The sequence below is a fragment of the Calditrichia bacterium genome, assembly GCA_020634975.1.
Taxonomy (GTDB): Bacteria; Calditrichota; Calditrichia; order RBG-13-44-9; family J075; genus JACKAQ01.
In genome coordinates, this window is sequence record JACKAQ010000001.1 from 456,924 (window position 1) to 482,292 (window position 25,369).

Consider the following 25,369-nt stretch of genomic DNA (forward strand, 5'->3'; position numbering starts at 1 on the left):
CATATTTTAACATTCCGAACCCACTCCCTTCAATTTGATAAAAAAAACCGCCGGGCAGAAATTCCACCCGGCGGTTAAATGTTACTTCAGAAACTGAATCTTGAAGAAGCTTACTTCATCAGGATCATTTTCTTGGACTGAACGAAATCAGCTGCTTTGATGCGATAGATGTAGATACCGCTAGCAACTTTTTCGCCGTATTGGTTGGTGCCATCCCAGATAGCCGTTTTGAATCCGGCGGTCTGGTCTGCATCTACCAGTACTTTTACCAACTGACCCAGAACGTTGTAGATTTCCAACCGAACATCAGCGTTGGTCGGTAATGCATACTTCAACGTGGTGCTCGGGTTGAAGGGGTTCGGGTAGTTTTGTTCCAGTGAGAATACTGTCGGCAACTGATCGTCATCACCGATACCAACCGGAACATCAATAAAGCCTACCGAAAGCGCTTTCTGGCTGGCAGCATAGGCGTTGTCTTTCAGACCCTGAAGGTCATCACCAGCGACGATACCGAAAAGTTGCCCAAACGGTGTCACCCGCGTTGGCGCTGAACGGACCGGCGCCAATCCAGGTGCGATAGTCGCCTGGATCGGTGACGCTGTTGACATCCAGCGTGGTGATGTATTGGAACGAGCCGGTGCGGGCATCGGTCGGCGGGGTATCCAGGGTAACGCGAGCGCCGGAGAACTCATTTTTATCCAATACGCTCATACCGTAATAATAACCGGCGTTGTCGTATTGATAAACCATGTTTTCCGGCAGCGAATAACCGCCCAGGTTGGTTGTGTAATCAGCGATATCCCAGTCTACAAAGATACCGGCATACAGGTCGCTGACCGCTGCACCGGTATTGTTCACGAATCCGTAACGGACAATCATGAATTCTTCACCGGTGTTGGTGTAGCTCTCCTGAACGATTCCCATGCCGTAAGGCACCGGTGCGCCGCTGTCGTTCATCACCGCTGTAGCGATTTGGTCAAAGTTAGCGTCTGAGGTAAAGCCATCAAGAAAATAACCGCCGGTGTTAAGGAGATCCCCATCGGTAGAGAAACTGGGGATCAGACCGTTTACACTGCCGACGGTGGCGGTGCCAAATATCAACCCGCCGCTATACAGACCGTTCTGACCTTTCCAGCTAACGCCATCAGCAAAGCCGGTGCCGTCATCGCCCACATAACCCCAGTTGGTCATGGCGGCATGCAGATCGCCCGGTGTATGAGTAAGGGCTGTATGCTCTTCTGTTGGGTTGCCGTTGGGCGTAGCCATCGCCACGTTCGACGGGTTACTTTCACCTTCCGAGTAAACTGCGGTGACGTAGTAGTAATAATCAACGTTGTTAACCAAACCGCTATCGGTGTATTCAACGGTATCCGCACTGCCGACCAGCGTGTAGGCGCTTGCGTCCAGTGAACGATAGATGTTGTAACCGTTCAGGTCTGTGATGGTCGCACTGTTGCGTTTTTCGATCTGCTGCTGCGCTTTGTCTGCAACCAGTTGCTGAGATGCAAACAGATGATCATTTTGTGCCTGCAATGCTGCTTTTTCCTGACGGCTGAGCAGATCCGAGGCTTTTACCGGCGGTAATTCAACGATGCGGGCATTGGCGCCGGTACCTTCCATGACCAGTGCACGGATCAGGAGGTTGTCGTCAAAGCCAAAGCTGTTGAGCTTCGACCAGCTGACACCGTCAAAACTAATCCAGGCGCGTTCATAGTCTGCACCATCAGTATCCAGACCGATGCCGTAGTTGGTCGCTACCGGCTGGTTCCAGGAAAGATAGAAATCACCTTCGGTAATCTGAAGCGCAGAACCGGAAATATCTACGATATCAAATGCGCTACGAGCCGGCACTTCGTAGTCAACCGGTCCCAGAACTTGCGTTGTTGGCGGGTTATCACCACCAGTCGGGTTCACCCAAACAGAATATTGAACGCTATCCAGCGGGGCGGTAATGTTCGACCAGTAGGTTTTGATACCCAACAGGGTTGCCGGATATACATTCGGTGTGAAACGGGTGGCAAACGCGCCGGTGGTGGTAAAGCCAAAGCCGGTTTCCGCGCTGCCGTCGTCATAACCCAGTTCGCCATCCGGCAACGGTGCCAGCCAGCTCAACTGAACTTCCTGATCACCGCCAAAACCATCCAGGTGACGCGGCGGATTCAAGCCCACCGGCGGCAAGGCTTCGCCGGTAACGGTCAGGTGATCCACCCAAACGTTGTCCGAGTTGCTGCCCGAAGGTCCACCATCGGTGATGTAGTAGTTGATCGCCACATAAATCGACGAGCCGGAGAAAGCCGAAATATCGAAGCTGAATTCGTTCCAGCTACCGGTCGGACCCGGAACCAGAACATAGGCAATCTCGGTAAAGTCTGCCGGGTTGCTGGTGGTCGTCGAAACCAGCACTTTCAGCGAATCCGGGAACGAGCCGCCGATGGAGCCAGCGTAAAAGCTCAGCGTTTCGTAATTGCCGGCAGGAATCTGCGGGCTGATCAGCCATTCGTCAATCAAAAAGCCGTTGGCATTGTTGAAATTGCTGAACCAGAAGCTCTGTCCTGCTTGCGGAAATACCGTGTCACCGCTCGAAAACGCGACGATCTGACGGAATTCCCATGCCGAGCCGCTGCCGTCGTTGTCGATCACCTGCCAGCCTGTCGGCGGTAAAGTGTCGCCAAATACTTCTTCGAATAACACAACTGCTGCGGTAGGCGTTGCCATAACGGTATCCGATGTTGCGCTTTCGCCTTCATCGTAAACGGCGGTCACATAGTAATAGTAGGTTGTGCCGTTGGTAACCGTTACGTCGGAATACATGGGTGTGGTTTCACCAATGGAATCTTGCTGTGCAAAGGTTGTATTATCTTCGGAACGATAAACTTTGTAGCCAATCAATGCGCTGGTTACGCCTGTGGTTACATTATTGTCGTCATCGTTACCGATAGCTTTGTTTTGATCTGCACGAGCAACTGCTTTGCCCGATTTTTTGATCAATTTTTCGAGCATTCCCGGTGCTATCCAGCTCAGGTCCACAACCGCATTACCTGCATTTGCGGTCAATCCGGTTACCGGAGGTTTCGGAGTAACATAAGGTCCGTTTGGCGTCGGTGCGGTATTGTTTACGAAGGTGTTGTTCAAATCTTCGCTGGTTTCATCGCTGCCGTCCAGACCGTTACCGCCGGCACTACTCTGAGCGCCTTCCGTCATATCGATACGCTGCACGGAGAAACCAACCGAATTGTTTAATGCAGACATTTGGCTGGCACCCGGTGTGTCCGGTGCATACATCGAGGAATCCGAATCGATATCCGGGCCGTCAATCATCACGCCGGTTTTATCTACGAATTCGTTATTGGCAACCGGAGAACCGCTGTTATACAGCAGATAATCGATATCTGTTACCAAATCCGATTCGCCATCCCAGTTGTAGAGAATGACAACTTCGTCGCCATTGGTTAGTCCACCCTGACCGCCAATACTTCCCGAAAAGGCTTCGAGCATGTTCGGAACATCATTGGCAAAATCGGTGCTGTCTTCCCACAATTCATAGGTCGGTAGAACACCATACGTTGCAAAGAATGATGAATCACCGGAAAGAGCAATGGTTTGATATTCACCTGCAGCGATCATGGCACCATCAGGGAAACGGGAATGGAAATCGCCAAAATCGCCACCACCACCGCCACCTTCTACGATTTGGTAATAATAGGTATTACCACCCTGGAAAGTTGCATCGGTGAGATAGTAATTGGTCAGTTCAACATCACCTGCACCCGGATTGTAAATTTCGATAAATTCACCTTCGGTGGGTGTTACAACAATTTCGGTGATGAGCAATTTTTCCACAGGTATTGGGATGGCAGCGCGATTCGGCAATGCCAAATCGTCCATATACCAACTGCTTCCAGTGGTTTGACCGGTCGGGAAACGAAAATCCCAGCCTACCCATACGCCATTGATTCCGGCATATGCGGAAAGATCAAATGTAACATATTCAAAAGCGGACACTGAGTTGCTCAAGGTTCCTAGTACATCCCAGGTTGCGCCCATATCTGTCGAAACAATAACATCAATGGAATCATCACCGGTACCGGAAGTTACGCCTCTGTGGTAGAAACCCATTTCGGTGGGACCGGTTGTCAAGTCCAGTTTTGCGGACCATGTAGTAACGGTATCCGAGCTTGCTGCTGGGAACCACATACCGGTAACACCCCAATGATTATTGAGGCCCGTCGATCCGAAATTGGTTCCGCCGGCTAACGAAAAGCCATACCCGTCATCTGTAAACCAGGTGTTGGTCGGAGCTTCGAAATCGATGACAAATGAGCCTTCGGCAACGGAGTGCAATGAAAATGTAACCGTATCCGGTGAGGATGCGCCATCATGGGTAAATGCAACCCATCCAGTTTCCATTGCCACTGAGCTGGGTGCCCAGGTTACCATTACTTCACTTGTTACACCACCAGGGATTACCAGAGAAGTAACATCAGTGGTAATGTCGCTGCTGCTGGTAGTGATATCTGAAATTGTCAGGTCACCACCACCGGTGTTGGTAATTGGCACGGCGTGCATCGCAGAATTACCAACTGCAATCAAACCATTGTCCTGGTTCAGATTAACATCGGTTGCGGGCGTCGTGAAATTCGGGAATGGCGGAAGGTAAACTTCCGGTCCGGTTACGTCGTCAACCCACAGTTCCCATTCATCAACGGAAATGTTTTGGATTGCAACATAAACCGTATCGCCGACATAAGCTTCCAGAGGATAAACAAAGCGTTGATAGATAACACCCAAATCTTGCACTGCTTCCAAAGTTACGGAAAAATCGGCTGAATCTAATCCTGTTGAAGATAGGCGAATATTAAAATCTTCAGGAAAAGTTGCAGAGCGCGATCTTGCCCAGAATGCCACTGAATCTCCGGAAACAGGAATAAGGGCAGGTGTTATTAACCAGTCATTATTTCCGGCGGCATTAAATGAAATTGATGCGTGATAATCACCGGAGTGAGCATTCGTTGCACTTTGCAACACTGTCCACTCTTTTGCATCACCATCGAAATTATAAATAGTCCAGGTGATCGGAATTGCGCCACCTTCAAATCCTTCGTCAAGCGGTGCACTTGTCTGTTTGGACAATTGCGTTGCCGCTACACGTTCTGCCCAGGTGTTGTTCTGAACAACGTCAGAACCCTTTGGGCTTTGCTCTTTTACCGATTTGGCCTGACGGGCAAACCCTATGTTGCCTACCAGAAACAAAATCAGTAAAGCGGTTGAAACTTTTCTGAACATACAACTTCCTCCATTCATAAAATTAGTATGAGTGCAAAAAAAATAGTACGGCATGATACTGTTCTTTTAAAATCACCTCCTTTTTCAAACTTCGATTGCATAAATCCGTTAGTTGATATTTGGTATTCGATATTTTTGAAAGACCAGATAAAAAATGTGATGTAATCAATCTATAACATACGAACGCCGATCAGCGATACGCCCGGTTACAGCTTTCGTAATTGTCAGAACTGTTTAGCTTTGAAAGAACAAGAAAGAGATTTGGGTATGCAATTTTCAAACGACATAATACGGTCGTTTCGAAGAAAAGTTGAGGGCTCGACTCTACCCTGTAACTGTAATGCAGTATTTGATATTTTTGTCAAAACAGTCAATTCAGTTGTGGATATAAGTATTTTATTTATCAATGTTTAAACGAGGAAATCAGAATTCTACAACAAAGTGAATATATGAAAAAATGATTAAAAATCAAGATGTTTTCCAAAACTCTAATGATTTTTTTAAAGCTAAACCAATGCGCTTTCCTGACCCGAATCACCCACGTAGAGGCATGACGCACCAACTTTTTCCGGCACTTTTCGCATGAATTCGAACGATAGCTGGTCGGCAATTCCAAAAATATTGATATCCCCGCGCGGCGCGGTTTCCAGCGTATCAAAAAACTCACCCTTCAACACATAAAATTCCGTCACGGATGGCAACCGCGCCTGATCGCTCAGATATTCCAGAAAACGATCCAACCGCTCTGTTTCCCCATCAGATGCAGCAACGGTAATCAGGTTCAGCTTTCCGTTCCAGTTGGTGTGCAGTTGAAGCGCCACCAGCATTGCCAAATGCCAGTTTGGGCTGCCATCGCGAAGCCAGAGGTTCACATCTTTTTGCACACCGAACGCCACGCGCGGATGTTGATACAACAGCATTACACCCATTTCATTGGTGAGGGCATGACGGATCAATTCGGTGAGCGCGGCATCGTTCCGAGGCACATCGCTGAAGGTGAGGAACAGCGAATTGGGGCGTAACGTGCCGCCTTTCAGCGTTTGGATAACCAGTTTGGCACCGTGAACAAAATCGCTGTCTTCGATTACGGTGGAATTGACCAGCGCGTTTTTATCACTTTTTAGCGGCGATAGCAAAATTTGCAAATGTTTATCGGTTTGATCCAATTGTTCATTTTTTACGGAAAATGCGAAGATACTGCCGGATGGCGTAAAAATACTGCGGATAAACAGCAGCGAACCCGACCAGATTTTCGGATCGTCGATGGGGATCAGCAAATCCGGTTTCCAGGAAATCTGGTGACGCGGATAGCGCGCCGCAATTCGCGATGCACGTTCCGCCAGCATCAAAAACATGCCGCCGCGAATATCGCCCCATTCAGATTGCAACCCTTTTCGCGCCAGCCAAACATACAGCAAAATAATGGTAAAAATTGCCACAACGCTAAACAGCGGATTGATCAGAAACATAATGAACACGCAACTGAGCGCACCAACCAGCGATACAAATCGCGGCACTTTGAACGTCGGGCGAAAGCTGATGATTTTCATGCTTTGCTGGATGTAAACAACGATGTTCAGCGTACCGTAGGTGATCAGAAAAAACATGGTAATCAGCGATGCCAGCGCATCCAGATTTCCGGCCAAAATAGCCACAAAAATAACCCCGCCGGTTAACGCGTTGGCATTTCGTGGCTCGTTGTTTGCGGATTTTTGGGAGAAAAAACCATGCAGCGGCACGGTTCGCTGTTCTGCAAGCGCCTGCAAAATACGCGGTGCGCCAACCATACTGCCCAACGCAGAAGAAAACGTTGCAGCAAGAATTCCCAACACAACCAGAAAACCGATTCGTGCGTTATCCACCATTATCATTTGATTGGCGCGCAGCTCTTCCGGCGTTCCGATCACCGAAAGCAGATAAGCCAATCCTGTGTAAATAAACAACGTTAGCAATATCGCACTAATGGTGCCCACAGGAATAGCCCGCCGGGGATCTTTCAAATCTCCGGACATGTTGGCGCCCGCCATTATGCCGGTTACCGCCGGAAAAAATATCGCGAAAACGTGCCAGAAATCCGCATCCTCAAAATCTCCGACATAAATGAATTTCTCAACCGGCGGTGTTGGCGTCATCACAAATGAGAGCACCGAAAGCGCGATAACCCCCATGATGAAATATTGAATTCGAATCGCAAAATGCGCACTGATGGAAGTAATGCCCAACAGCACCAGCCACGTTACCACAGCAACAACGGCAGCCGAATGTTCTGGGAAAATTTGCAGCCAACCTTCTGTAAAACCAATAATATAGAGCGCAGCAGAAAGCGTTTGGGAAATGTAAAACGGAATGCCGACGCTGCCGCCAGCCTCCAATCCCAACGATTTCGAAATTATCGAATACGCACCGCCCGCCCCAATCCGAATATTGGTGGTGATTGACGACATGGCCAAGCCAGTGCACAGTGTTACCACTTTTGCCAGCAAAATAATGGCAATCGCACCCAGAAAACCGGCGTTGCCAACCACCCAACCCAGCCGTAAATACATAATTACGCCGAGAATCGTCAGCACATCCGGGGTAAAAACACCACCAAATGTCCCGAATTTTTTGACCTTCGGGTCGGTAGCCACGGGTGTTTTCAAAAAATCCAATGCATCGGTAATTCTGCTCAATACATTCTCCGTTACCGGTAAAAGGATGATACATTCTGTCGAAACTGCTGTTGAGTGCTCAAAAATATAATCATATTTTTCCCGATTCCAAACGTATCACCATATATCATTTTCAATTATTATTTGAGTTGCCTAAATCCTTTTGTTAACATTATCACATTACAAAACAATGGAGTGAGCATGAACTTGCGACGCGGTTTCATTTGGATGTTAATGTTTGGATTTTCCCTGCAAATTGCCGGATTTGCTCAATCATTTCCCACATATTACGAGCGAAATTTATATCTCGATGGCAGTGCAGCTGCATATCGCAACGGGCTACTCGGTTACGCCAACCCGGCAAACCTGACGATGTTGGAAGGCTTTAACTTTCGGTATTACTGGCTCAACCGTCAGGAAGAAAATGTCACCAACCAGTCCGGATGGGGTGTATTTACTGCGGTTCCCGGACTCGGCTTTGGCGCAATTCGCAATGGTGCAGATCCATATAAAACAACGACCTACAGATTCAGCATGGCGGATGGTAACCGCTCTTTTTCACTCGGATTTGCCTACGAAAAAGTGACCGGCGATAAAACACTGTTCAACCAACGCAACCTGTATGCTTTCGGTTTGGTGATGCGTCCTGCGCGATCGCTTTCGTTGGGATTTACGGGCAACTTTGCCACTAAAGGAAACGGTCGTGAAGGTGTTGCAGAAATCGGCATCCGACCATTTCTGAACAACCGGCTAACCCTGTTTGGCGATGCCGCAGTGCAGCGCGGTCAATCCATCGGCGATGCCAACTGGAGCGCCGGCGCTGCTGTCGAACTCGTTGAAGGATTGCAGATTTCCGGTCGCTATTTCGATTCGGAAGCGTTCACCGTCGGGCTAAATCTCAATTTCGGGAACGCGGGCGTATCCGCCCAAACGCATTACGCCAACAGCGATACCCGAATTTACAACACCAACAGCATCTCCATCGGCGATTTCAGCGGGAACCTGTTGCAACCCTTTTTCCGCAACAAACACTACGTTTCGATGGAAATGAAAGGGCGCGTTGACTATTTGAAATACGATTTGTTCGATCCCGGCACGCAGCGATTCATGGAAATTTTACAGGATATCCGTGATGCCCAAAACGATTCCCGCGTGTCGGTGATCGCGCTGAATTTGTCCGGAATGCGCGTGTTGCCGGAACACGCATGGGAAATCCGCCAGGCGTTGCTCGCTGCCAAAACCGCCGGTAAAAAAATTGTCGTATTTTTTGATAATGCAGAAATGACCAATTACCACCTCGCTAGCGTTGCGGATAAAGTGATGATGGACCCTGTCGGCAGCCTGATGCTCCCCGGCTATCTTTTTCGGGCGCACATTTTTGAAAGGTACGCTGGATAAAATGGGACTCGGTTTTGACGAATGGCGATTTTTCAAATACAAATCTGCAGCCGAAGCGCTATCGCGGGAGGAATTTTCCGATGCGGATCGCGAACAGCGGCAGGCGCTGGCGGACGCATTTTACGAGACCGCCCGGGCGGAAATTTGCGAAAGCCGGGGACTTTCGACCCAACAATTCGATCATCTGATCGATACCCACGTTTATTTTATGCCCGAAGATGCGCTCACCCAGGAATTGGTGGACACGCTTTGCCGGTGGGACGATGTCGGCAAGGTTATCCAGTCGCTAACGGGCAAAAACAAATTGAAATTGCCGATGGCAATGGTAAAGGAAGCCAACCCGAATTACGGCGAATGGAGCGAAAAACCACGTATTGCTGTGGTTTATGCCCTCGGCGAATGTGCGATGGATAGCGGCATCCGGGCGCGTTGGCTGGATAAAGTGATTCGCAGAATTGCCAAAGATCCCGGCATAAAAGCGCTGGTGATGCGGGTCGATTCGCCCGGCGGCGACGGCATGGCATCGGATTACGTTGCGGAAGCTCTGCGCTTTTGCGCGGAGAAAAAACCGGTGGTGATCAGTCAGGGGCAGGTTGCGGCGTCCGGCGGTTACTGGATTTCCATGTATGCGGATACCATTGTTGCAGCACCAACCACTATCACCGGCTCCATCGGCGTCATCGGCGGGTGGATTTATGACAAAGGATTGAGCGGAAAACTGGGCATGACATCCGACCACGTTCAGCGCGGCGATCACGCGGACATGGGATTTGGCGTTACGCTGCCGCTGTTGGGCATCCGGGTTCCGGCGCGAAATCTGAACGAACAGGAGCGCGAGAGAGTGGAAAAAGTGTTTAAACAAATGTATGCGGAATTCGTGGAAAAAGTAGCGGACGGACGTGGAATGACCGCCGAAGCGATCGACAAAATCGGGCAGGGTCGCGTGTGGAACGGCACAGCGGGCAAAGCAAACGGCTTGGTGGACGAGATCGGCGGGCTATCGCTATCGATCGATATTGCGCGAAAAATGGCAAAAATACCGGATGATCGAAGCTATAATCTTGTGGAAATTCCCAAATCGAAAGGCTTTATCAATCTCGATTTTCTGTCGCCGGTTTCCGTGAAATCGGAGTTGGAACAGGATGTCACAATCCGGTTCATCAAAATGATGTCCGAACGCCCTGGGTTCCCGCAGCCGGTTCTGCTGCCGGGCGATTATCCAGTTTTGGAATAATTTATTTTTGTGATCCTCTGTAGAGGCAATTCATGAATTGCCTCTACTGGCGATTCATGAATTGCCCCTACCGTACCTTACATTTGCCTGGCACCCAGGCCAATGAACACAAAAACGCCAGCCCAAAAAAGACTGGCGTTTTTCATATTCTCGTTCCAGGCTCATGCCTGGAATGTTTCTCATGCTATTTTCAATCCGTCAAATCAACTCACCTTCTGCAATTTCCTGATGCTGCTCATGAAATTTTAAACCAGATTGCTCCAACTCGTTGAGCACCGGTTCGTAAATCATCGGGTGGGTGGGAATGTGACACCCGGAAATCGGCAGTTGATTGGTTAAAATCAATTTTGTGGCGATGGCAGCGGGCATTCCCACCGTTTTGGACATCGCCGTAAAACTTCCGGGATTCCCGAATTCCACCAAAGTGGATTTAATGCGCTCGCGCCGGTTACCCTGATCCGGGAAAACAGCTTCAATTTCGTGCTGCAAAATAACCATATCGCGCCCGTCCGCCGGTAACGGCAATTTTTTGACGAGCAGTTGGCTCATCACATCGGCTGCCGTTTGCACATTTCCACCAATAATTTCTTCAGAAAATAATCCCAGCCATTTCAGATTTTCCATAATTTTTCCGGTCGGGCTGATGTGCAGATAGTTTGCCACCCTATTTTCCAACCGCGCACCGGGAACGTGCATCGAAAGGAACATCTGCAGAAAATCGCGATAGGTCATTTCGCCCAATCCCGAAACTGGCATCGTTTCGTTGGCAAGCCCGAGACGCACAATCTGGTGCCAGGTTTCGCTCCATCCCGGATAACGCAATGTTCCGCGAATCATCGTTTTTACATCTTTTAACCCAAATAACTCTTTGTATAACAATGAGTTACGGTTCGGATAAGCTTCCAACGTCCCAATGCCTTCCACCTCCACCGGCCAGGTTCGCTGGAACACATGCTGGTAGGGCAATAATTTAATGTGCCCGTCTTCGATATACAGCGCACCCGCTTCCCCCGCGCGAACAACATTTCGGGGATTCCAGGTGATGCAATAGCGAAACGGATTGCTCTGCACTTCCGGTGCGGGAATGCCGCTGCCATACGACAAAAATGCGGTGACAATACCGCCGCGATCGCGCACCTGTTGGATGAGTTTCATCGCGGACATATGATCGATGCCCGGATCCAGCCCCATTTCGCTGAGCACCAGCAAATTGTGGCGATGCGCTTCCATATCCAGATCTTTGATGCGATCATCCATATACGATGCGGATACGAAGTTCGCGCCGTGGCGCAAACAATCGGTTGCCACCTGCGGATGAAACATCGGGGCGAGCATGCTGACCACAATATCAGCTTTGCGGATTTGGCTTTCGCGCATTTTGGCGTCGTTGACGTCGAACACCACCGCGCTGCCGTTGGGATGGTTGCCAACAACGCGTTGTGCATTACCCAAATTCAGGTCACCGACGGTTACAAACCAATCGTGTGCTGCTGCATTTTCCAATAAATAATTGATCAAAAAGGGAGCACTTTGTCCGGCTCCCAACACAAGAATTTGTTTCATATTTGAATGGGACCTCCTGTTGCGTCGCGATAAATGCTATACAGCGAGAATCAGCGAATCCTGTATATCACCGAATACTTTTACTTCGCCATTTGGTAAAATGCAGATATTAATTTCCGTGCGAACTGCCATATCGCCTTCCAGATAAATGCCAGGCTCCACCGAAAAACAGACACCGGGAACGAGCAGCCGTTCGTCCTTCGTTTCAAAATTGTCGATATTTGCGCCGTTGCCGTGCACATTTACGCCGATGGAATGCCCTGTGCGGTGCACAAAATAATCACCGTAACCGGCGTTGATCACCACTTCGCGGCAAGCATCGTCCACTTCCCAGCCGTAACAAACTTCACCGGCGGCGAAACGGGATTTCACCAAATTCAGCGCGGCATCGCGGGCATCGCACACTGTTTTGAAAATTTCCTGATATTTTGCCGGCGGATTTTCGCCGACGTAACCGCACCACGTTACATCATAATAAATGGCACCGGGTGTGGTTTTCTTTGCCCACAGGTCAATTAGCACCGTATCGCCCGGTTTGAAAATGTGGCTGCCTTCGCGTTTCGGCTCAAAATGCGGATCTGCTGGGTGCTCGTTGATACCCACAATCGGTCCGTGACCTTCGCAAGTAAGCCCTTCCTCTTCAAATCGGTGCATAATATATTGCTGAAGTTCAAATTCGCTGAGTGGCGTAGCGGTGTGGATGGATTCGGTGATGCGGGCGTATGCTTCATCTTTTATTTTCAGCACAATTTTACCGGCGTCGCCGTGGCTTTGGAAGCCTTTTTCGTCGATGAGCGCCTCAAATTCCTGAATGAGATTCGCTGCGCTGAGCACATCGTAGCCAAAGCTGCGAATCAGTTCCACCGTACCAGCATCAACCATCGAAACATACGGAATATTGTTCATCGGCGAGTAATTCATGGCAATTTTTTTGTGGCTGCCCAACATCGCCTGAATTTGCGGGTGCAATTCTTTCCAGGCGCGATAGGTTAATTTTTTGCCGGGTAAAGAATCAAGCATGGTTTGTTCAACCATACTCACCAGTTTGATGGGTTCGCCTTCGGCGGGAATAAAATAAAACCAGCGGCGGGAGGCAAATTTATGGGGATTCAACCCGGCAATTTTCATTGCCAGCGGGTCGCGATTTCGGAAATCGTAGAGCAGCCAACCGTCAAATGATTGGGATTTCAGCGCTTCCTGAATTTTGGGAATGTTCATCGGCATTTCTCCTTCTTGCATTCACATGAGCCCAAAAATACAGTGGAGATGCCAACAAAATCAACAAGATATATAGAATATCAGCGCAACCGGAATTCGAAGCGTTCGATCACTTTGTAACTGACAGGATTTCCGTTGATGGTTCCCGGTTTGTAGCGATACTGGCGAATCGCCGTTTCTGCGGATTCCGAAAATGCTTCTGCATCGCTGCGCAACACCCGGAAATTTTGCACGGAACCGTCTCTGCCGACCAGAACTTCTACCAAAACCATGCCTTCAACGCCGGTGCGCTGGTAAATTCGGGGATATTTCGGAACAACCCGGCTCACGTACTGGCGCTTTCCGCCGTCTAAAAATGTTTCAATCACAGGTTCATTCAATCGGGGTTGGGCTGCTGGTGTGTTGGTGATCGGTGGCTGGCTATTTGCTTTATTTTCAACAGGTTGCGTTGCAGTGTTCGTTGTATTGTTTTGCGCAGGCGAATTGTTTTCCACCGGTGGCAATTGGGTATTTTGCGGTGTACTATTTCCGGAATTTGCCGGCGTGGTGTTTGCATTTGTCGCAGCTCCAGTATCATTTGCCGGTTGAGCCGTGGTGTTATCGGTAGCTGTCCGGTTTTCCGTTACCGGATTTTGGGTAACCGGCGGCGTGTTATTGGCAGCAGGTGGTGTGCTCCGGTTTTCCACCGGCGGATTTGCGTTTTCTGTCCGGTTGTTTGTGGTTTCCGGTCGGGTTTGCCGCGTCTGGTTTTGTGGACGATCGTTACTGGCGAGCACCGTATTATTTTCCGGCGCGGAAACAACGGGCTGGTTGATCGTTTCCCGTTGCCGGGCGGCAGCGGTTCTGTTCGCATTTACCGGCGTATTTGCTGCAACCTGCCCCAGTGAAACAACCGGTGTAAAAATTACGCTGCCATATTGTCCATTCTGATTCCGGTCGTAAATGGTGCTGCTGATTTCGCTTTCGATGCCGGTATTCCAATAATTATTTTGGGTGTAAATATCGTATTGAGAGCGATTATAAATGTTGTATTCAAAATTGTTAAAAATATGGTTGCCACCGGCTGATTGTCCGGCTGCGACAGTGCTTCGCCCGAGATCGGGATTGGAGCGATCGTAAATCACAATCCCGTTGGTGTTTTGGCTGATAACACTATTTTCCACAATCGCCGATGCCGCCAGTTCGCAATTGATTCCGGCAAAACCGTTGCCGATCATCAACACGTTTCGGATCAATGGTTTCGCCCGCAATGTTGCGTTTATCCCGGCATAATAATTATATTGAAACGTGCAATTTTCCACAACCGGCGAACTACCGTAACACAGCAACCCGTCATACGCATATTCCACAACTACGTGCCTTAGAATAGATCCATCATCACGGGATTGAATAATAATGCCATACCAATCGTGCATTTGCGGGGAAGCGGCGGCGCTGGTAAATACAATTTGTCCGCTCTCCCCTGCCCTGCCTTCGGCGATCAGCGTTCCAAAAATTGTCAATTCAGACCGATCCGACTGTTTGCCGCTGTTTGTGTTATCTTTGCGCGGGAGAAAAGAAATTTTGGTGCCGGGCAAAATGGTCAGCGTCACTCCTTTTCAACGGTAACATCGCCGGAAATCGTCACACTTCCGGACCAATTTGTGTTTGCAGTAATTTTGCCAGACACTTCGATATTTTGGGCAAAAAGCCCGGTAGCAAACATTAAAAAACGATTGTAACTGCGGATTTCATTACGCCATCTCCACTTTCATTTGGAAAGCTGCCATACCTGGTAAATGGATCGTTCATGCATTTTTACAAAAATGTCCATTCTAATGAATTATACAACCGGATGTTTGGAACGATGCCCTCTTCCCGTTTTCATGAATAAAATTGCACTGAATCAGCATTGTTTCTGTGACTGAAAACAATATTTATCCGGCTATCTTTATGATAAAAAAAAAAGGTCTGTAAACCTACAGACCTTCGTTAGATACAAATTTTTAACAGAAACCTAAATTTGTCATTTAGATATGGAAATCAATAAATTTTTCGAGCTGCTCGAACAATTCCCGGTCTTTGAAGGGCTTGACGATGTATGCATCGGCGCCCAACTCCTGTGTTAATTGCCGGAAATTTTCGCCGGCGCGACCGGTAAGCACGATGATCGGGAACTGGTTAAACCGCTGGTCATATCGCACGGTTTCGATCAATTCGTAACCCGATAATTTCGGCATTTCAAGGTCTGTCACCATAATGTCAAATTCTTGTTTATTAAGAAGTTCCAGCGCCTCGTATCCATTCCGGGCGGTATCGGTGATGTATCCTTTTTGCATCAGCAAGCTGCTGATGTATTTGCGAATACTCAACGAATCATCCACAATCAACGCCACCGGTTTGCGACCTTCGATGCGTTTTTTGCGGCGCGGCGGTCCGTCTGCGGCGGCAGATTTTTCAATAATCCTGCCACCCGGCGGCGGTTGCGGAACAGCAACCGGCTCGTCACCGGCGCGCCCGCCCTTCTGGATATCCTGAATAATTTGCGGAATATCCAACACCAGGACCACTTGCCCGTCGGCCATTATCGAGCCACCGGAAATGTATTTCAAACGACGCAATCCCGGACCGAGCGATTTGATCAAAATTTCTTCCCGGCGGATAATTTTATCCACCAGCAACGCCACACGATTGCCCTCGTCCTGCACCATAATTACCGGATAACTGACTGCTGCCGAGAGCAATTTGTCATCCGTTTCGCGCAGTTTGAGCAGTTTGGCCAGCTGCATAACGGGAATTTTGCGTTCGCGGTAGCGGATAAAATAACGCCCGTCTTCCTTCAACAAATCTTGACCGCTAACATGCAGTGTTTCTTCAACTTGCAGCAACGGAACAGAGTAAACGTGTCCGCTCACATCCACCAACATCGACTGAATGACAGACAGCGAAATCGGCACACGAATGCTGAAAGTGGTGCCTCTGCCCATTTCCGTATACATCCGGATGTCGCCTTTGGCTTTTTCGATTTGCGATTTCACTGCATCCAGCCCGACACCGCGACCGGAAACCAGCGTGGTTTCTGTTGCTGTTGTGAAACCGGGATAGAAGAGGTAATCGAACAATTCCTGATCGGTCATGCTGTCGGCGTCTTTTTCGCTGAGCAATCCTTTTTGGATGGCTTTGGCTTTGATTTGCTCCAGATCGATGCCGCGACCGTCGTCACGAACCTCGATAATCACCTGATTGCGATCGCGATAAGCCTTGATTTCCAGCAATCCTTCCGAATGTTTGCCGGCCGCTTTGCGTTCATCAACCGTTTCCAGTCCGTGATCGAGAGCATTGCGGATGATGTGCAACAATGGCTCATACAATTCATCGATGAGCGTGCGATCCATTTCCGTTTCTCGCCGCGCAAACTCAGCCGGATCTGTTTTTTCAACTGACGCGCCAAATCGCGGATCGGTCGGTGGAAACGCTGGAACAGCAGGTTAATCGGCACCAATCGTGCCTGTAAAATTTCATCGAGCAGTTCGTTGCTCAATTTGTTCAGTTTCTGGAGATTTTCGTCATACGTTTTGCTGTTTTCGCGCAGACTGTGGGTTACGGAAGTCAGTTCATCCTGTAACGATTTCACATTTTTCAGCGCCCGCAGCAAACTGTCGATTTGCTTTTTCAGCGCATCCGCTGCAGCAACAGAGGAAGTGCCGCTCCGCAAATTATCATGAATTTTCCGTTCCTCGCGGATAATTGCAGATAAATAATCTTCCGTTTCGCGGAATGATTTCATATTCGTGTTCAGCACATTGATAAAATGCTTCAGTCCGTCCAGTTGATTTTTGAACTGGTTATTGCCGATCACCGATTCTGCGGCAAGATTTAGTAACTGATTCATTTTATTGATGTTAAGTCGCAGATATGTGTCCTTTGCCGGTGTTTCGGCAAGTTCATCAGCACCAACCATTCTCACCGATTCGTCATCGTCGGCTGCAACTTCGACAACTTCTTCCACTGGTTTCACTACCGGAATTGCGGCAACATGCTGTGCAGCGAATTCAGCTTCTTCGGCATCGCCGATCATTTCCTGATAATAGGCATCCAATCGTTCCATCAATTTCTGGAAATTTTTGGTCTTTTCCCGACCCGATTCTTCCAGTGTTTTGATGCTGTATTGAATATCGTCCATCACTTCAAACAGCAGATCGAACAGTTCCGGCGAAAGCTCGCTTTTTTCCTGCAGATGCTTCTCCAAAATATCCTCGCTGCGATGGGAAAGCCCCTCAATGCCGTGAGCGTAAACCATGCCGGATGAGCCTTTCAGCGTATGCATGCAGCGCATCAAATGGTGTTGCAATTCCTCATTTTGCGGCTCTTTTTCCAACTTTATCATCAAATAATTGATATCGTCCAATTGTTCGCGGGCTTCCTGTAAATACAGCTCCAGCACTTGCGGCGAAACCTGCGGGCTTTCTTCTTCGCTATCACTTTCTTCGTGATCATCAACAAACGGCTCCGCTTCAGGAGTAGCGGCATCCGGTGTTTCGGACAGCGCCTGCGCAATACTCGAACTCGCGTTGGCAACCGATTCTTCGCTTTCGTCCGGAACAACCGAGGGTACGACATCCGATTTCGTTTGTCGCGCAAGATGCTCCAATTGCTCCTGGGTTTCATCATATAAAGCCTTGGAAACCTTGAAGTTATCCGTTAAATGTCGAATAACGATCATGCCTCTTCGCGAAACCGGGATAATTTGTTTCAGATCCGTTAACTGTCGCTGGGCGAGCTTCTCGAACACCGTTTCCATCGAATCTGCGATGGAACCGATTTCACTGATCCCGAGCATTTTAGCTGCTGCACGAATTTCATGAACCGCACGTTCGATCTGTTGAACCGCTTCTTTGTCGTAGGTAAATTTTTCGAGATTGGTCAGATTTTTCTCGACAACATCAAAATTGCTGCTCACTTCATTTTGGAATATACTGAGCAATTCGGGATCTTGCTCGCGCAAATACACAAATTCTTCGGTATCGGCATATTCGCTGATTTGCGCTTCGGTGATACCCGTATTTGCCGCGATAAATTGTTCCAGTTCGTTGAGTACCGATGTGCTGTCTACTTCGTGATTATTAACCCGATCCTTTATCAGCAATACCATTTTTCGGAGAATGCTCAACAATTCGTTGTTTGCCGGAATGCTGCCGCTTTGGGCAAGATCGATGGTTCGATCAATGGGATCGGTCAACTCCACGATATCGGATCGCCCGATCATTTGAGCAGAGCCGCGCAGCGTATGCGCCGAAACACCCAGACCTCGCCAAACCTCGCGATCGGAAATATCCGATTCCAGCGATCGCAAATATGATTCCATTTCGTTCAGATAGCTGAAAGCCTCCATCCGGAAAACAGCAATCATTTCCTCTTCTTCAAGATCTTCTTCTGATGGTTCATTTTCGACCTCTTCTGCTAAATTGGATGAATCCAAACCATCTGCAAAATCAAATTCTTCCGTCGCTTCGTCGCCGGTTAATTCTTCCGTTACAGCCTCGTCCGGCTGTTCAGCCTCGGTTTCGATCTCGTCAGTCTCGTCATTCGCATCCACATCTTCGAGCCATTTCAGGTCTTCGGCATCTTCTATTTCACCGACAAGTTTGTTAACATCTTCAAGTTCAAGCTCTTCATCTGTCTCGAATTCGGCATATTCCGCTTCGATGGTTTTGATGATATCTTCATCCGATTCATCTTCCAATTCTTCTTCCAAATCATCAACCAATTCATCTTCAAGCGCGTCTTCAACCGCTTCAGCGGATTCTTCAATTTCATCAATTTCCGTTTCAAAAATATCTTCAATCGACTCATCATCCGGCAAATCATCAATAGATGATGTTTCTGTGTCTTCGTTTTCCTCCGGCACAATGGTCACCAGCAAATCAAATTCTGCGATAATTTCGTCAACATCAACAATTTCGTCCGGCTGATTGACAGACTGCCGTATTTGCTGAATCACACTGCGCAAATCATCTGCGATCGCATCGTTTTCAGAAAGCGCTGCGACATCCGCCGAATCCAGCGCATTTTGGAGTCCGGTGGCAATATTTGCCAAACTGGTGCGATTGACCAACGTGCTGTTTTCCCGGAAAATTTCCAGAAATTCAGCAAATTCGCCATTCAGCACATCTGCAATATTTGCGTCATCCGCTGCCAATGTTGCTTCCAGCGCCTCCAACTGGCGTTGAGCGACATCGGCAAAAGCATCTTCTGCCTCATCAATTCCAACGTTCCGGTCAGTTCGGAATACATTCCGGTCAACTGATCGTTGTAATTTTGCCACACTTCCTGCGATTCGGTAACGTAGGATGTTTCCCAGCTTTTCAGAATATCCGCCAAAAATTGATGCTGTTCCGGCGTTAATTTTTCGAGTTGTCCCGGTGCGAAAAATTGCTGCATTTGCTGAACAGCGCGTCCGGCGATATCCGGCAACAGCAACGCATTCCAGTAATTCAGGTTTTCGAAAACCGATGCAACGGCATCGTCCGATTGCGGCTGTTCGAGATGCGCCTGCAATTGCCGGGCAAAACGGCTGACCACATCTTGAAATGCGGCTTCCAGCGTATCACCGGAATACACATTCGAAACCGGCTCGGCGTCGAACAATCGCCCGTGCATTTCCGCCAGCGACCGGACAATATGTTGCTCCACCGCCTCATATTTTCCGGCGATAACACCGTCCACATAATCACGCATCAGGCTCAATAATTTATCGAACGCAGTTTTTTCAGATTCGGGGAAAGATTGTTTTTCCTGCTGCAATTGGGCATACATTCGCAAAATCGTATCCGCAGCAGATTCGATAGCCGGATAATTGTGGATTTGCCCGAGGTCTTTCAACGCTTTGAGTGCATCTTTTAATTGCAACGCCATATCCGCGTCGGTGGGGTGATGCACCAGTATTTCAACAGCTTCCGAAATTTCTTCGGAATAGGATTCCAGTTCGCTAATCACGTAATCACGCAACATATTGCGTCGTTCGCGGGCTTCTTCGCTATCATTTATGGCATGAGTAGAGCGCGATTCGCGATTGTTGATGCTCTCTACCAGAGAATCTAGTTCACTGGCTTTTTCTTCAAAATGCGCTTCTTCTTCCGCATCTTCCGCAAATTCGTTATCTGCTTCTTCAAACATCGATTCAAAGGAAGGCGCTTCAACAGATTCGGTTTCCGAAACGAGAGCTTCAACTGTTTCGGTTTCGAACGATTCGGTTTCCTCAAATTCAGTTTCCGCAGGTTCGGTTTCTGCAACATCTTCCACTGCCTCATCCACCACTTCCAATTCGAACAGATCCGAAACTTCAAACGGTTGATCAATAAAAATATTTTTGAACGTTTTTGCCCAGGCATCAGCCTGTTTTTGGAAACCGCTCATATCCATGTTGTCCGTATCGGCGGCAGACATTTGGGAAATAACGTGCGTTGTCTGATAAAATCCGGAGGTTTCCGGGTGATCAACGCCCATCTCAATCAGATTGGCGATATCGGGTTGTTGCAGCAATGCATTGCGTAATTGATATATTTATGTTGCAAATCATCCGGCAAATCTTCCGCATGGCTCGCAATTGCATCGTTCAGAATTTTTTCGCAACTTTCAGCACCACCGGCATCCGATTCAGCTGATTCTTTTTGTCCGGTTTTCGCATCGCTTTCCTGACCCAACTGGCTGAAAATTTCCCGTTCAACGGCTTCTTTCCATTCATCATTTTGGAGAAAAACCTCAAAAATTTCCAGAAAATCGCGCACGCGATCATCAATTTTCCCCATCGATTCTTCCGGCGAAACCGTGCTGACGTGATCGATAATATCCGAAAAAAAGATTGCCAGATCGCTGGTGCTTTGAGCGCCTGCCAGATTTTCAATACTGACTAACGCATCATCTTCGCTTTCGAGAAATTCCAGCAACTTTCCCAGATATTTTTGGGCTTCAGCGCCATATTGCGCTTCTCCGCCCTTGCGAATTTTTTCCAGCAACTCAAAATAGTAAAACGATTCAAAATTAACAGATGTATTCACATTCATGGCAAAAGACCTGTTTATGGTTTACAATGCATGTTTTGGATAGCCATCCATGTCTTGATCCCAAAGTTTTCCTGTCGAAAGTAAATTGTGATCAATAAAAACAATAGGTTACGAATTTATTTGTCAAACTTTCATTTTGTGATTGCTGCGGCTGTCGCTCATCCGGAATTTGGAGACCGCAGTGTTCAGCATTCGCGAAAGGCTTTCCATTTGTTCCGCCAATTTGCGGGAATGCCGGGAATTTTCGGCGGTATCTTTGGCAATTGTTGCGGTGCGTTTCACCGCTTCGGCGATATCGGAACTGGCTTTGGTTTGCTGCTGGAACGCTCCGGAAATTTCGGTAATCGATTGGGAAGAATCCTGCACCATCCCGATAATTTCCTTCAATGCAGATCCGGCTTCGTCCACATAATGAGTGCCTTTTTCCACTTCTTCAATGCCGTGTTCCATAGAAATAACCGCCTCTTTTGTGCCATCCTGAATTGTTTCAATCAGATTGGCGATATCTTTGGCAGCCTGGCTTGCGCGTTCCGCCAGAATTCGCACTTCGTCTGCAACAACGGCAAAACCGCGGCCGGCGTCTCCGGCGCGGGCAGCTTCGATAGTTGCGTTGAGTGCCAGCAAATTTGTGCGATTGGCAATATCACTGATAACTTCAATAATTTCACCGACTTCCATCGAACTTTGTCCGAGCGAGCGAACCCGGCGGGCGGTTTCCTGAACCCGTTCCCGGATGGCGTCCATTCCTTCGGTGGATTTTTTCACAACTTCTGTTCCGGCAAGGGCAACCTGCGCAGCCCTCCGGGCAGATTCCGCCGCCTGCGACGTGCGGACGTTCGCATATTTCAAAATTTCTGCCATCTCGCGCGCCGCGCGATAAATGCCTTCGATTTCCTTTGCCTGCGTTTCCGCACCGCGAGCCATATTTTCGGTATTGGTGAGCACTTCCCGGGTCGATTTTTCGATGTGTTCGGCAGCGCTTTTCACATCGCGAATCAGGTTGGACAAATCCGCAACCATCAAATTGAACGAATCTGCCAGTGCGCCAAGCGTATCTGCCGTAACGTTGGCGGTAGCAGTAAAATCACCGTCCGCTGCGCGGGAAACAATGCCCAGCAAGCTGGTGATGTTGTTTTGCAGCCGGTCACGATCTGCTTCGGTTTCGATCAATCCCTCAATTTTTTCCAGCATAACGTTGGTTGCATGTCCGATTTTTTCCAGTTCATCCTGGCTTTGCATATCTGATCGCAAATGGTAGTTGCCTTCGGAAACGCGATTGACAAAATCTACATATCGCTCTATTGGACGGGTAACCATCCGGGATAAAATGAGACTTCCGGCAAGACTGATCACCACTGCCCACAGCAGGTAAACCAAAAAATTGAGCCAGAACGAGGGCATCTGCGCGGAAAGCGCGTCTTGCGAAATATCGATTCTTGCAAATGCTACCAACTCTTTCCGGCTATCGTAAATGGGCGCAAAAGCTGTATTTACGTTCTCTTCACCAATGGATGATTCCGATGCGAAAACCACCGCATTTTGCTGCCGGACAATTTGTAATTCGGGATAATTGGGGCGCGTTTCCAGAAATTCAAATGGAACTCTTGTAGAATAAAAACGCGAGTGTTTTCGCGTTCCGGTATTAGAATAATTATGGCTTTTAGCGGAAATTGACGATCACCCGATTCGAATTGTTGATAAAATTGCTGAACCTGACTGGATGCTGTATTGTATTCCAGAATCAAATTGGTTTTCTGAGCATAAGAAGCAGCAATGTTTTCGCCATCCAAGCTGACAGAAAGCATGCGTCCGAGGTTTTCGAGGTAATAGCGGGATTGTAGCGATACCTCCTCGCGATCACTTTTGTATGAGTAATAAGCCAAAATGCCCATTACAACAAAGCAAATGCCAAAGAGGATAAAGAAAAATTTCCACTGTAGCCCGATAAAATTGCGTTTCATTCAATCACCAGTTAAAAGTGGGCTAAAATTTGTTTCGCCCGGTAAATATTTTCGAGATCCAATTTGTAAATAAAAATATCGCGGTGCGGAAGCACGCCTTTCAAAAACTTTTCCATCGATTTGGGCACCATTCCCCGGGCATTTTTCATATCACCGGAAGAACAGGCGATTACGCTATGGATTTTGTCGATCAACATGCCAAACGGAAATCCGGCGGCGTCTTCGACGATGATAACCATATCATCTGATCCGACATTTTTTCGCGCCAATCCCAACACCGGCGAAACGTCCACCAGCGGATAAATCTCGCCACGGAGATTAAATACGCCTAAAAAAATTTCTTCACTATTCGGGAGCGGGGTAAATCGCGGCACCGGAATAACTTCCCGGGCTTTAAAGATATCCAAACCAAACAGCTTTCCGCCCAGTTCAAAGATGGAAAGCCGCTCAATATCCTGCGGTGCACGCCCGTTTTGTTTATCTACCATAAATTTATTTCGATTTTCGCACATCAAATGGCATTTTCAAGATGCATCATTTGCGAAATTGAGAATACAATACCGGTGCAGTTATTTACGAATCAATTCTTTAATTTTTCCAACCAGTTCTTCATCTTTGAATGGTTTCGGAATAAAGTCATCTGCGCCCAGTTGTTTTGCGCGTGACGTTTCGCGCGGCGTATCTTTAGCGGAGAGCATCACAACAGGAATATCTTTGCTGGCTTTGATGGCTTTGAGCACATCCAACCCGTTTACGTCGGATAGCATGATATCCAAAATAATCAGGTCTGGCGTGTTGTCGTCCAAATAATTCAATGCTTCTTTTCCGGAGGAAACAGAAACGATCTGGTAATCTTCGTTTTCCAACGCAATTTCGACCATTTTGCGGATCACCACACTGTCATCCACAACCAGAATGGTTGGCGAAGTGCCGGTTCCGGGCGTTGTGAATTCCGGCGGAGCAACGGGCGTTTTTGTTTCTTCAATAGCTGTTTCGCTGTCCGAATCGTCCACATCCACCAAGTCTTCATCGAAAATACTGCTCAAATCGAACTCGCCGTCCATATCGCCGATATCGGTATCGCTATCATCCAGGTCAGTTGACAAATCATCCATTTCCTGGTCATCGAGCAAATTGCCGATCAGCGAATCGAAATCGTCGTCATCTTCCGTTGCGCTTTCTTCTGTGTCGGCATCTGGCTCATCTTCCAAATCAGCCGAAAGTTCACCGGCTTCGGACAGCAACGAGTCGAAATCCAGGTCTTCGCTTTCTTTCGTGGAAAACGGGTCTTCGTCGTCATCTGTTTCGCTAAAATCGGCTTCTGCTGCGCCCGTATCAAGCTCGTCCAGTTCGGCAACATCTTCGGTCAGTTCAGCCTCCGAAGCATCCAGCACATCTTCGTCGGTTTCTTCAACTTCGTCAAAAAAAATTGTCAATCGATTCGGAAAACTCTGCGCCATTTCTTCGTCGTCAATGTCGAGGTCGGAAAGCTCATCGTCAATTACAGCTTCAACTGTGTCTTTGGATGCATCATCCAAATCAAAATCAGGTGCTTCAAAATCTTCCGGTTCTGTATCGATAACACCCATTTCGGCTTCATCAGCAACTTCAGCAGCTTCGTAGTTGCCATTACCGCTCAGAAAACTCAAACCAGAAAATTTCTGCAGCGCATTTTCAACAACCACTGTATCCAGATCAAGAAATTCTGCAATATCTTGTGCACTCTTTTTGCCATCGATTGCAAACAGAACTTTCCATTCGTTAATCTGTAATTTAATGTCGAATACTTTTTCTTTTAAATGGTCGGACCTTGAAAATACCTGACTCACAGTTGTGCTCCTATGTTATTTCGCGCCTTGGGCTTCCTTTAATATACGTAAAGGCAAAAAATTATACATTATAATCGTATGTTTTTGAAAAATCTTTATACAAAGATATTTTTTTAACCCTGCTTTGTTTTAATCAGCTTAGATGAAAGAATCTTCGTGAACGGGATTAGCGGACTTAGCGGTAATTTGC

The 25,369-nt window shown here is 48.0% G+C and carries 15 protein-coding genes and 2 pseudogenes; 2 read left to right on the top strand and 15 right to left on the bottom strand.

Going from position 1 to position 25,369, the window contains the following annotated elements; translation table 11 throughout:
- Positions 1-110: 110 nt before the first annotated feature.
- The 3 genes from H6629_01835 to H6629_01845 all read right to left on the bottom strand — a co-directional run bounded on the left by H6629_01835 (position 111) and on the right by H6629_01845 (position 7,955).
- The gene (locus tag H6629_01835; protein ID MCB9066539.1) at positions 111-536 is read right to left on the bottom strand and encodes a T9SS type A sorting domain-containing protein; all 426 of its coding nucleotides are present in this window, start codon (positions 534-536) and stop codon (positions 111-113) included.
- A complete protein-coding gene (locus tag H6629_01840) occupies positions 496-5,283 on the bottom strand; it encodes a choice-of-anchor J domain-containing protein (protein ID MCB9066540.1) in 4,788 nt (1,595 codons plus the stop codon). Before H6629_01840 ends, H6629_01835 begins: the two co-directional genes overlap by 41 nt.
- Before the next feature lie 506 nt (positions 5,284-5,789).
- Positions 5,790-7,955, bottom strand: coding sequence for an amino acid permease (locus tag H6629_01845; GenBank protein ID MCB9066541.1), 2,166 nt, complete (start codon positions 7,953-7,955; stop codon positions 5,790-5,792).
- A gap of 180 nt (positions 7,956-8,135) precedes the next feature.
- Here H6629_01845 and H6629_01850 point away from each other — a divergent pair, with 180 nt between their 5' ends.
- Together H6629_01850 and H6629_01855 are read left to right on the top strand one after the other, a co-directional pair.
- Complete coding sequence (locus H6629_01850) at positions 8,136-9,332, top strand: hypothetical protein (GenBank protein ID MCB9066542.1); 1,197 nt, start codon at positions 8,136-8,138, stop codon at positions 9,330-9,332.
- Positions 9,313-10,566, top strand: a complete 1,254-nt coding sequence (locus H6629_01855) for a S49 family peptidase (GenBank protein MCB9066543.1) — start codon at positions 9,313-9,315, stop codon at positions 10,564-10,566. The genes H6629_01850 and H6629_01855 overlap by 20 nt, the downstream gene beginning before the upstream one ends.
- Before the next feature lie 198 nt (positions 10,567-10,764).
- Here H6629_01855 and H6629_01860 read toward each other — a convergent pair whose 3' ends face one another.
- The 12 genes and pseudogenes from H6629_01860 to H6629_01915 form a co-directional block, all read right to left on the bottom strand.
- Positions 10,765-12,129, bottom strand: coding sequence for a saccharopine dehydrogenase NADP-binding domain-containing protein (locus tag H6629_01860; protein MCB9066544.1), 1,365 nt, complete (start codon positions 12,127-12,129; stop codon positions 10,765-10,767).
- A gap of 36 nt (positions 12,130-12,165) precedes the next feature.
- Complete coding sequence (locus H6629_01865; GenBank protein ID MCB9066545.1) at positions 12,166-13,347, bottom strand: M24 family metallopeptidase; 1,182 nt, start codon at positions 13,345-13,347, stop codon at positions 12,166-12,168.
- An 80-nt stretch (positions 13,348-13,427) separates the two neighbouring features.
- Positions 13,428-14,939: a TonB family protein gene (locus H6629_01870; protein MCB9066546.1), complete on the bottom strand. Its 1,512-nt coding sequence runs from the start codon at positions 14,937-14,939 to the stop codon at positions 13,428-13,430.
- Positions 14,940-15,356: 417 nt separating this feature from the next.
- Positions 15,357-16,721: a response regulator gene (locus tag H6629_01875; GenBank protein MCB9066547.1), complete on the bottom strand. Its 1,365-nt coding sequence runs from the start codon at positions 16,719-16,721 to the stop codon at positions 15,357-15,359.
- A 773-nt stretch (positions 16,722-17,494) separates the two neighbouring features.
- A pseudogene (locus tag H6629_01880) lies at positions 17,495-18,166 on the bottom strand (Hpt domain-containing protein).
- Between the two features lie 306 nt (positions 18,167-18,472).
- Positions 18,473-18,736, bottom strand: a pseudogene (locus H6629_01885) (Hpt domain-containing protein).
- A gap of 752 nt (positions 18,737-19,488) precedes the next feature.
- On the bottom strand, positions 19,489-20,868 hold the full coding sequence (locus H6629_01890) for a hypothetical protein (protein MCB9066548.1): 1,380 nt from the start codon (positions 20,866-20,868) through the stop codon (positions 19,489-19,491).
- On the bottom strand, positions 20,838-21,389 hold the full coding sequence (locus tag H6629_01895) for a hypothetical protein (GenBank protein ID MCB9066549.1): 552 nt from the start codon (positions 21,387-21,389) through the stop codon (positions 20,838-20,840). Before H6629_01895 ends, H6629_01890 begins: the two co-directional genes overlap by 31 nt.
- A 123-nt stretch (positions 21,390-21,512) precedes the next feature.
- Complete coding sequence (locus tag H6629_01900; protein ID MCB9066550.1) at positions 21,513-22,922, bottom strand: HAMP domain-containing protein; 1,410 nt, start codon at positions 22,920-22,922, stop codon at positions 21,513-21,515.
- Complete coding sequence (locus H6629_01905; protein ID MCB9066551.1) at positions 22,880-23,350, bottom strand: hypothetical protein; 471 nt, start codon at positions 23,348-23,350, stop codon at positions 22,880-22,882. The genes H6629_01900 and H6629_01905 overlap by 43 nt, the downstream gene beginning before the upstream one ends.
- 11 nt (positions 23,351-23,361) lie before the next feature.
- Positions 23,362-23,838, bottom strand: coding sequence for a purine-binding chemotaxis protein CheW (locus H6629_01910; GenBank protein MCB9066552.1), 477 nt, complete (start codon positions 23,836-23,838; stop codon positions 23,362-23,364).
- An 81-nt stretch (positions 23,839-23,919) separates the two neighbouring features.
- Positions 23,920-25,179: a response regulator gene (locus H6629_01915; protein MCB9066553.1), complete on the bottom strand. Its 1,260-nt coding sequence runs from the start codon at positions 25,177-25,179 to the stop codon at positions 23,920-23,922.
- Positions 25,180-25,369: the final 190 nt, after the last annotated feature.

Coding starts and splice junctions, on each gene's coding strand:
- H6629_01840 (MCB9066540.1), bottom strand. CDS start 5,283: ATGTTCAGAAAAGTTTCAACCGCTTTACTGATTTTGTTTCTGGTAGGC.
- H6629_01850 (MCB9066542.1), top strand. CDS start 8,136: ATGAACTTGCGACGCGGTTTCATTTGGATGTTAATGTTTGGATTTTCC.
- H6629_01860 (MCB9066544.1), bottom strand. CDS start 12,129: ATGAAACAAATTCTTGTGTTGGGAGCCGGACAAAGTGCTCCCTTTTTG.
- H6629_01865 (MCB9066545.1), bottom strand. CDS start 13,347: ATGAACATTCCCAAAATTCAGGAAGCGCTGAAATCCCAATCATTTGAC.
- H6629_01875 (MCB9066547.1), bottom strand. CDS start 16,721: ATGGATCGCACGCTCATCGATGAATTGTATGAGCCATTGTTGCACATC.
- H6629_01895 (MCB9066549.1), bottom strand. CDS start 21,389: ATGAATGTGAATACATCTGTTAATTTTGAATCGTTTTACTATTTTGAG.
- H6629_01905 (MCB9066551.1), bottom strand. CDS start 23,350: ATGAAACGCAATTTTATCGGGCTACAGTGGAAATTTTTCTTTATCCTC.
- H6629_01910 (MCB9066552.1), bottom strand. CDS start 23,838: ATGGTAGATAAACAAAACGGGCGTGCACCGCAGGATATTGAGCGGCTT.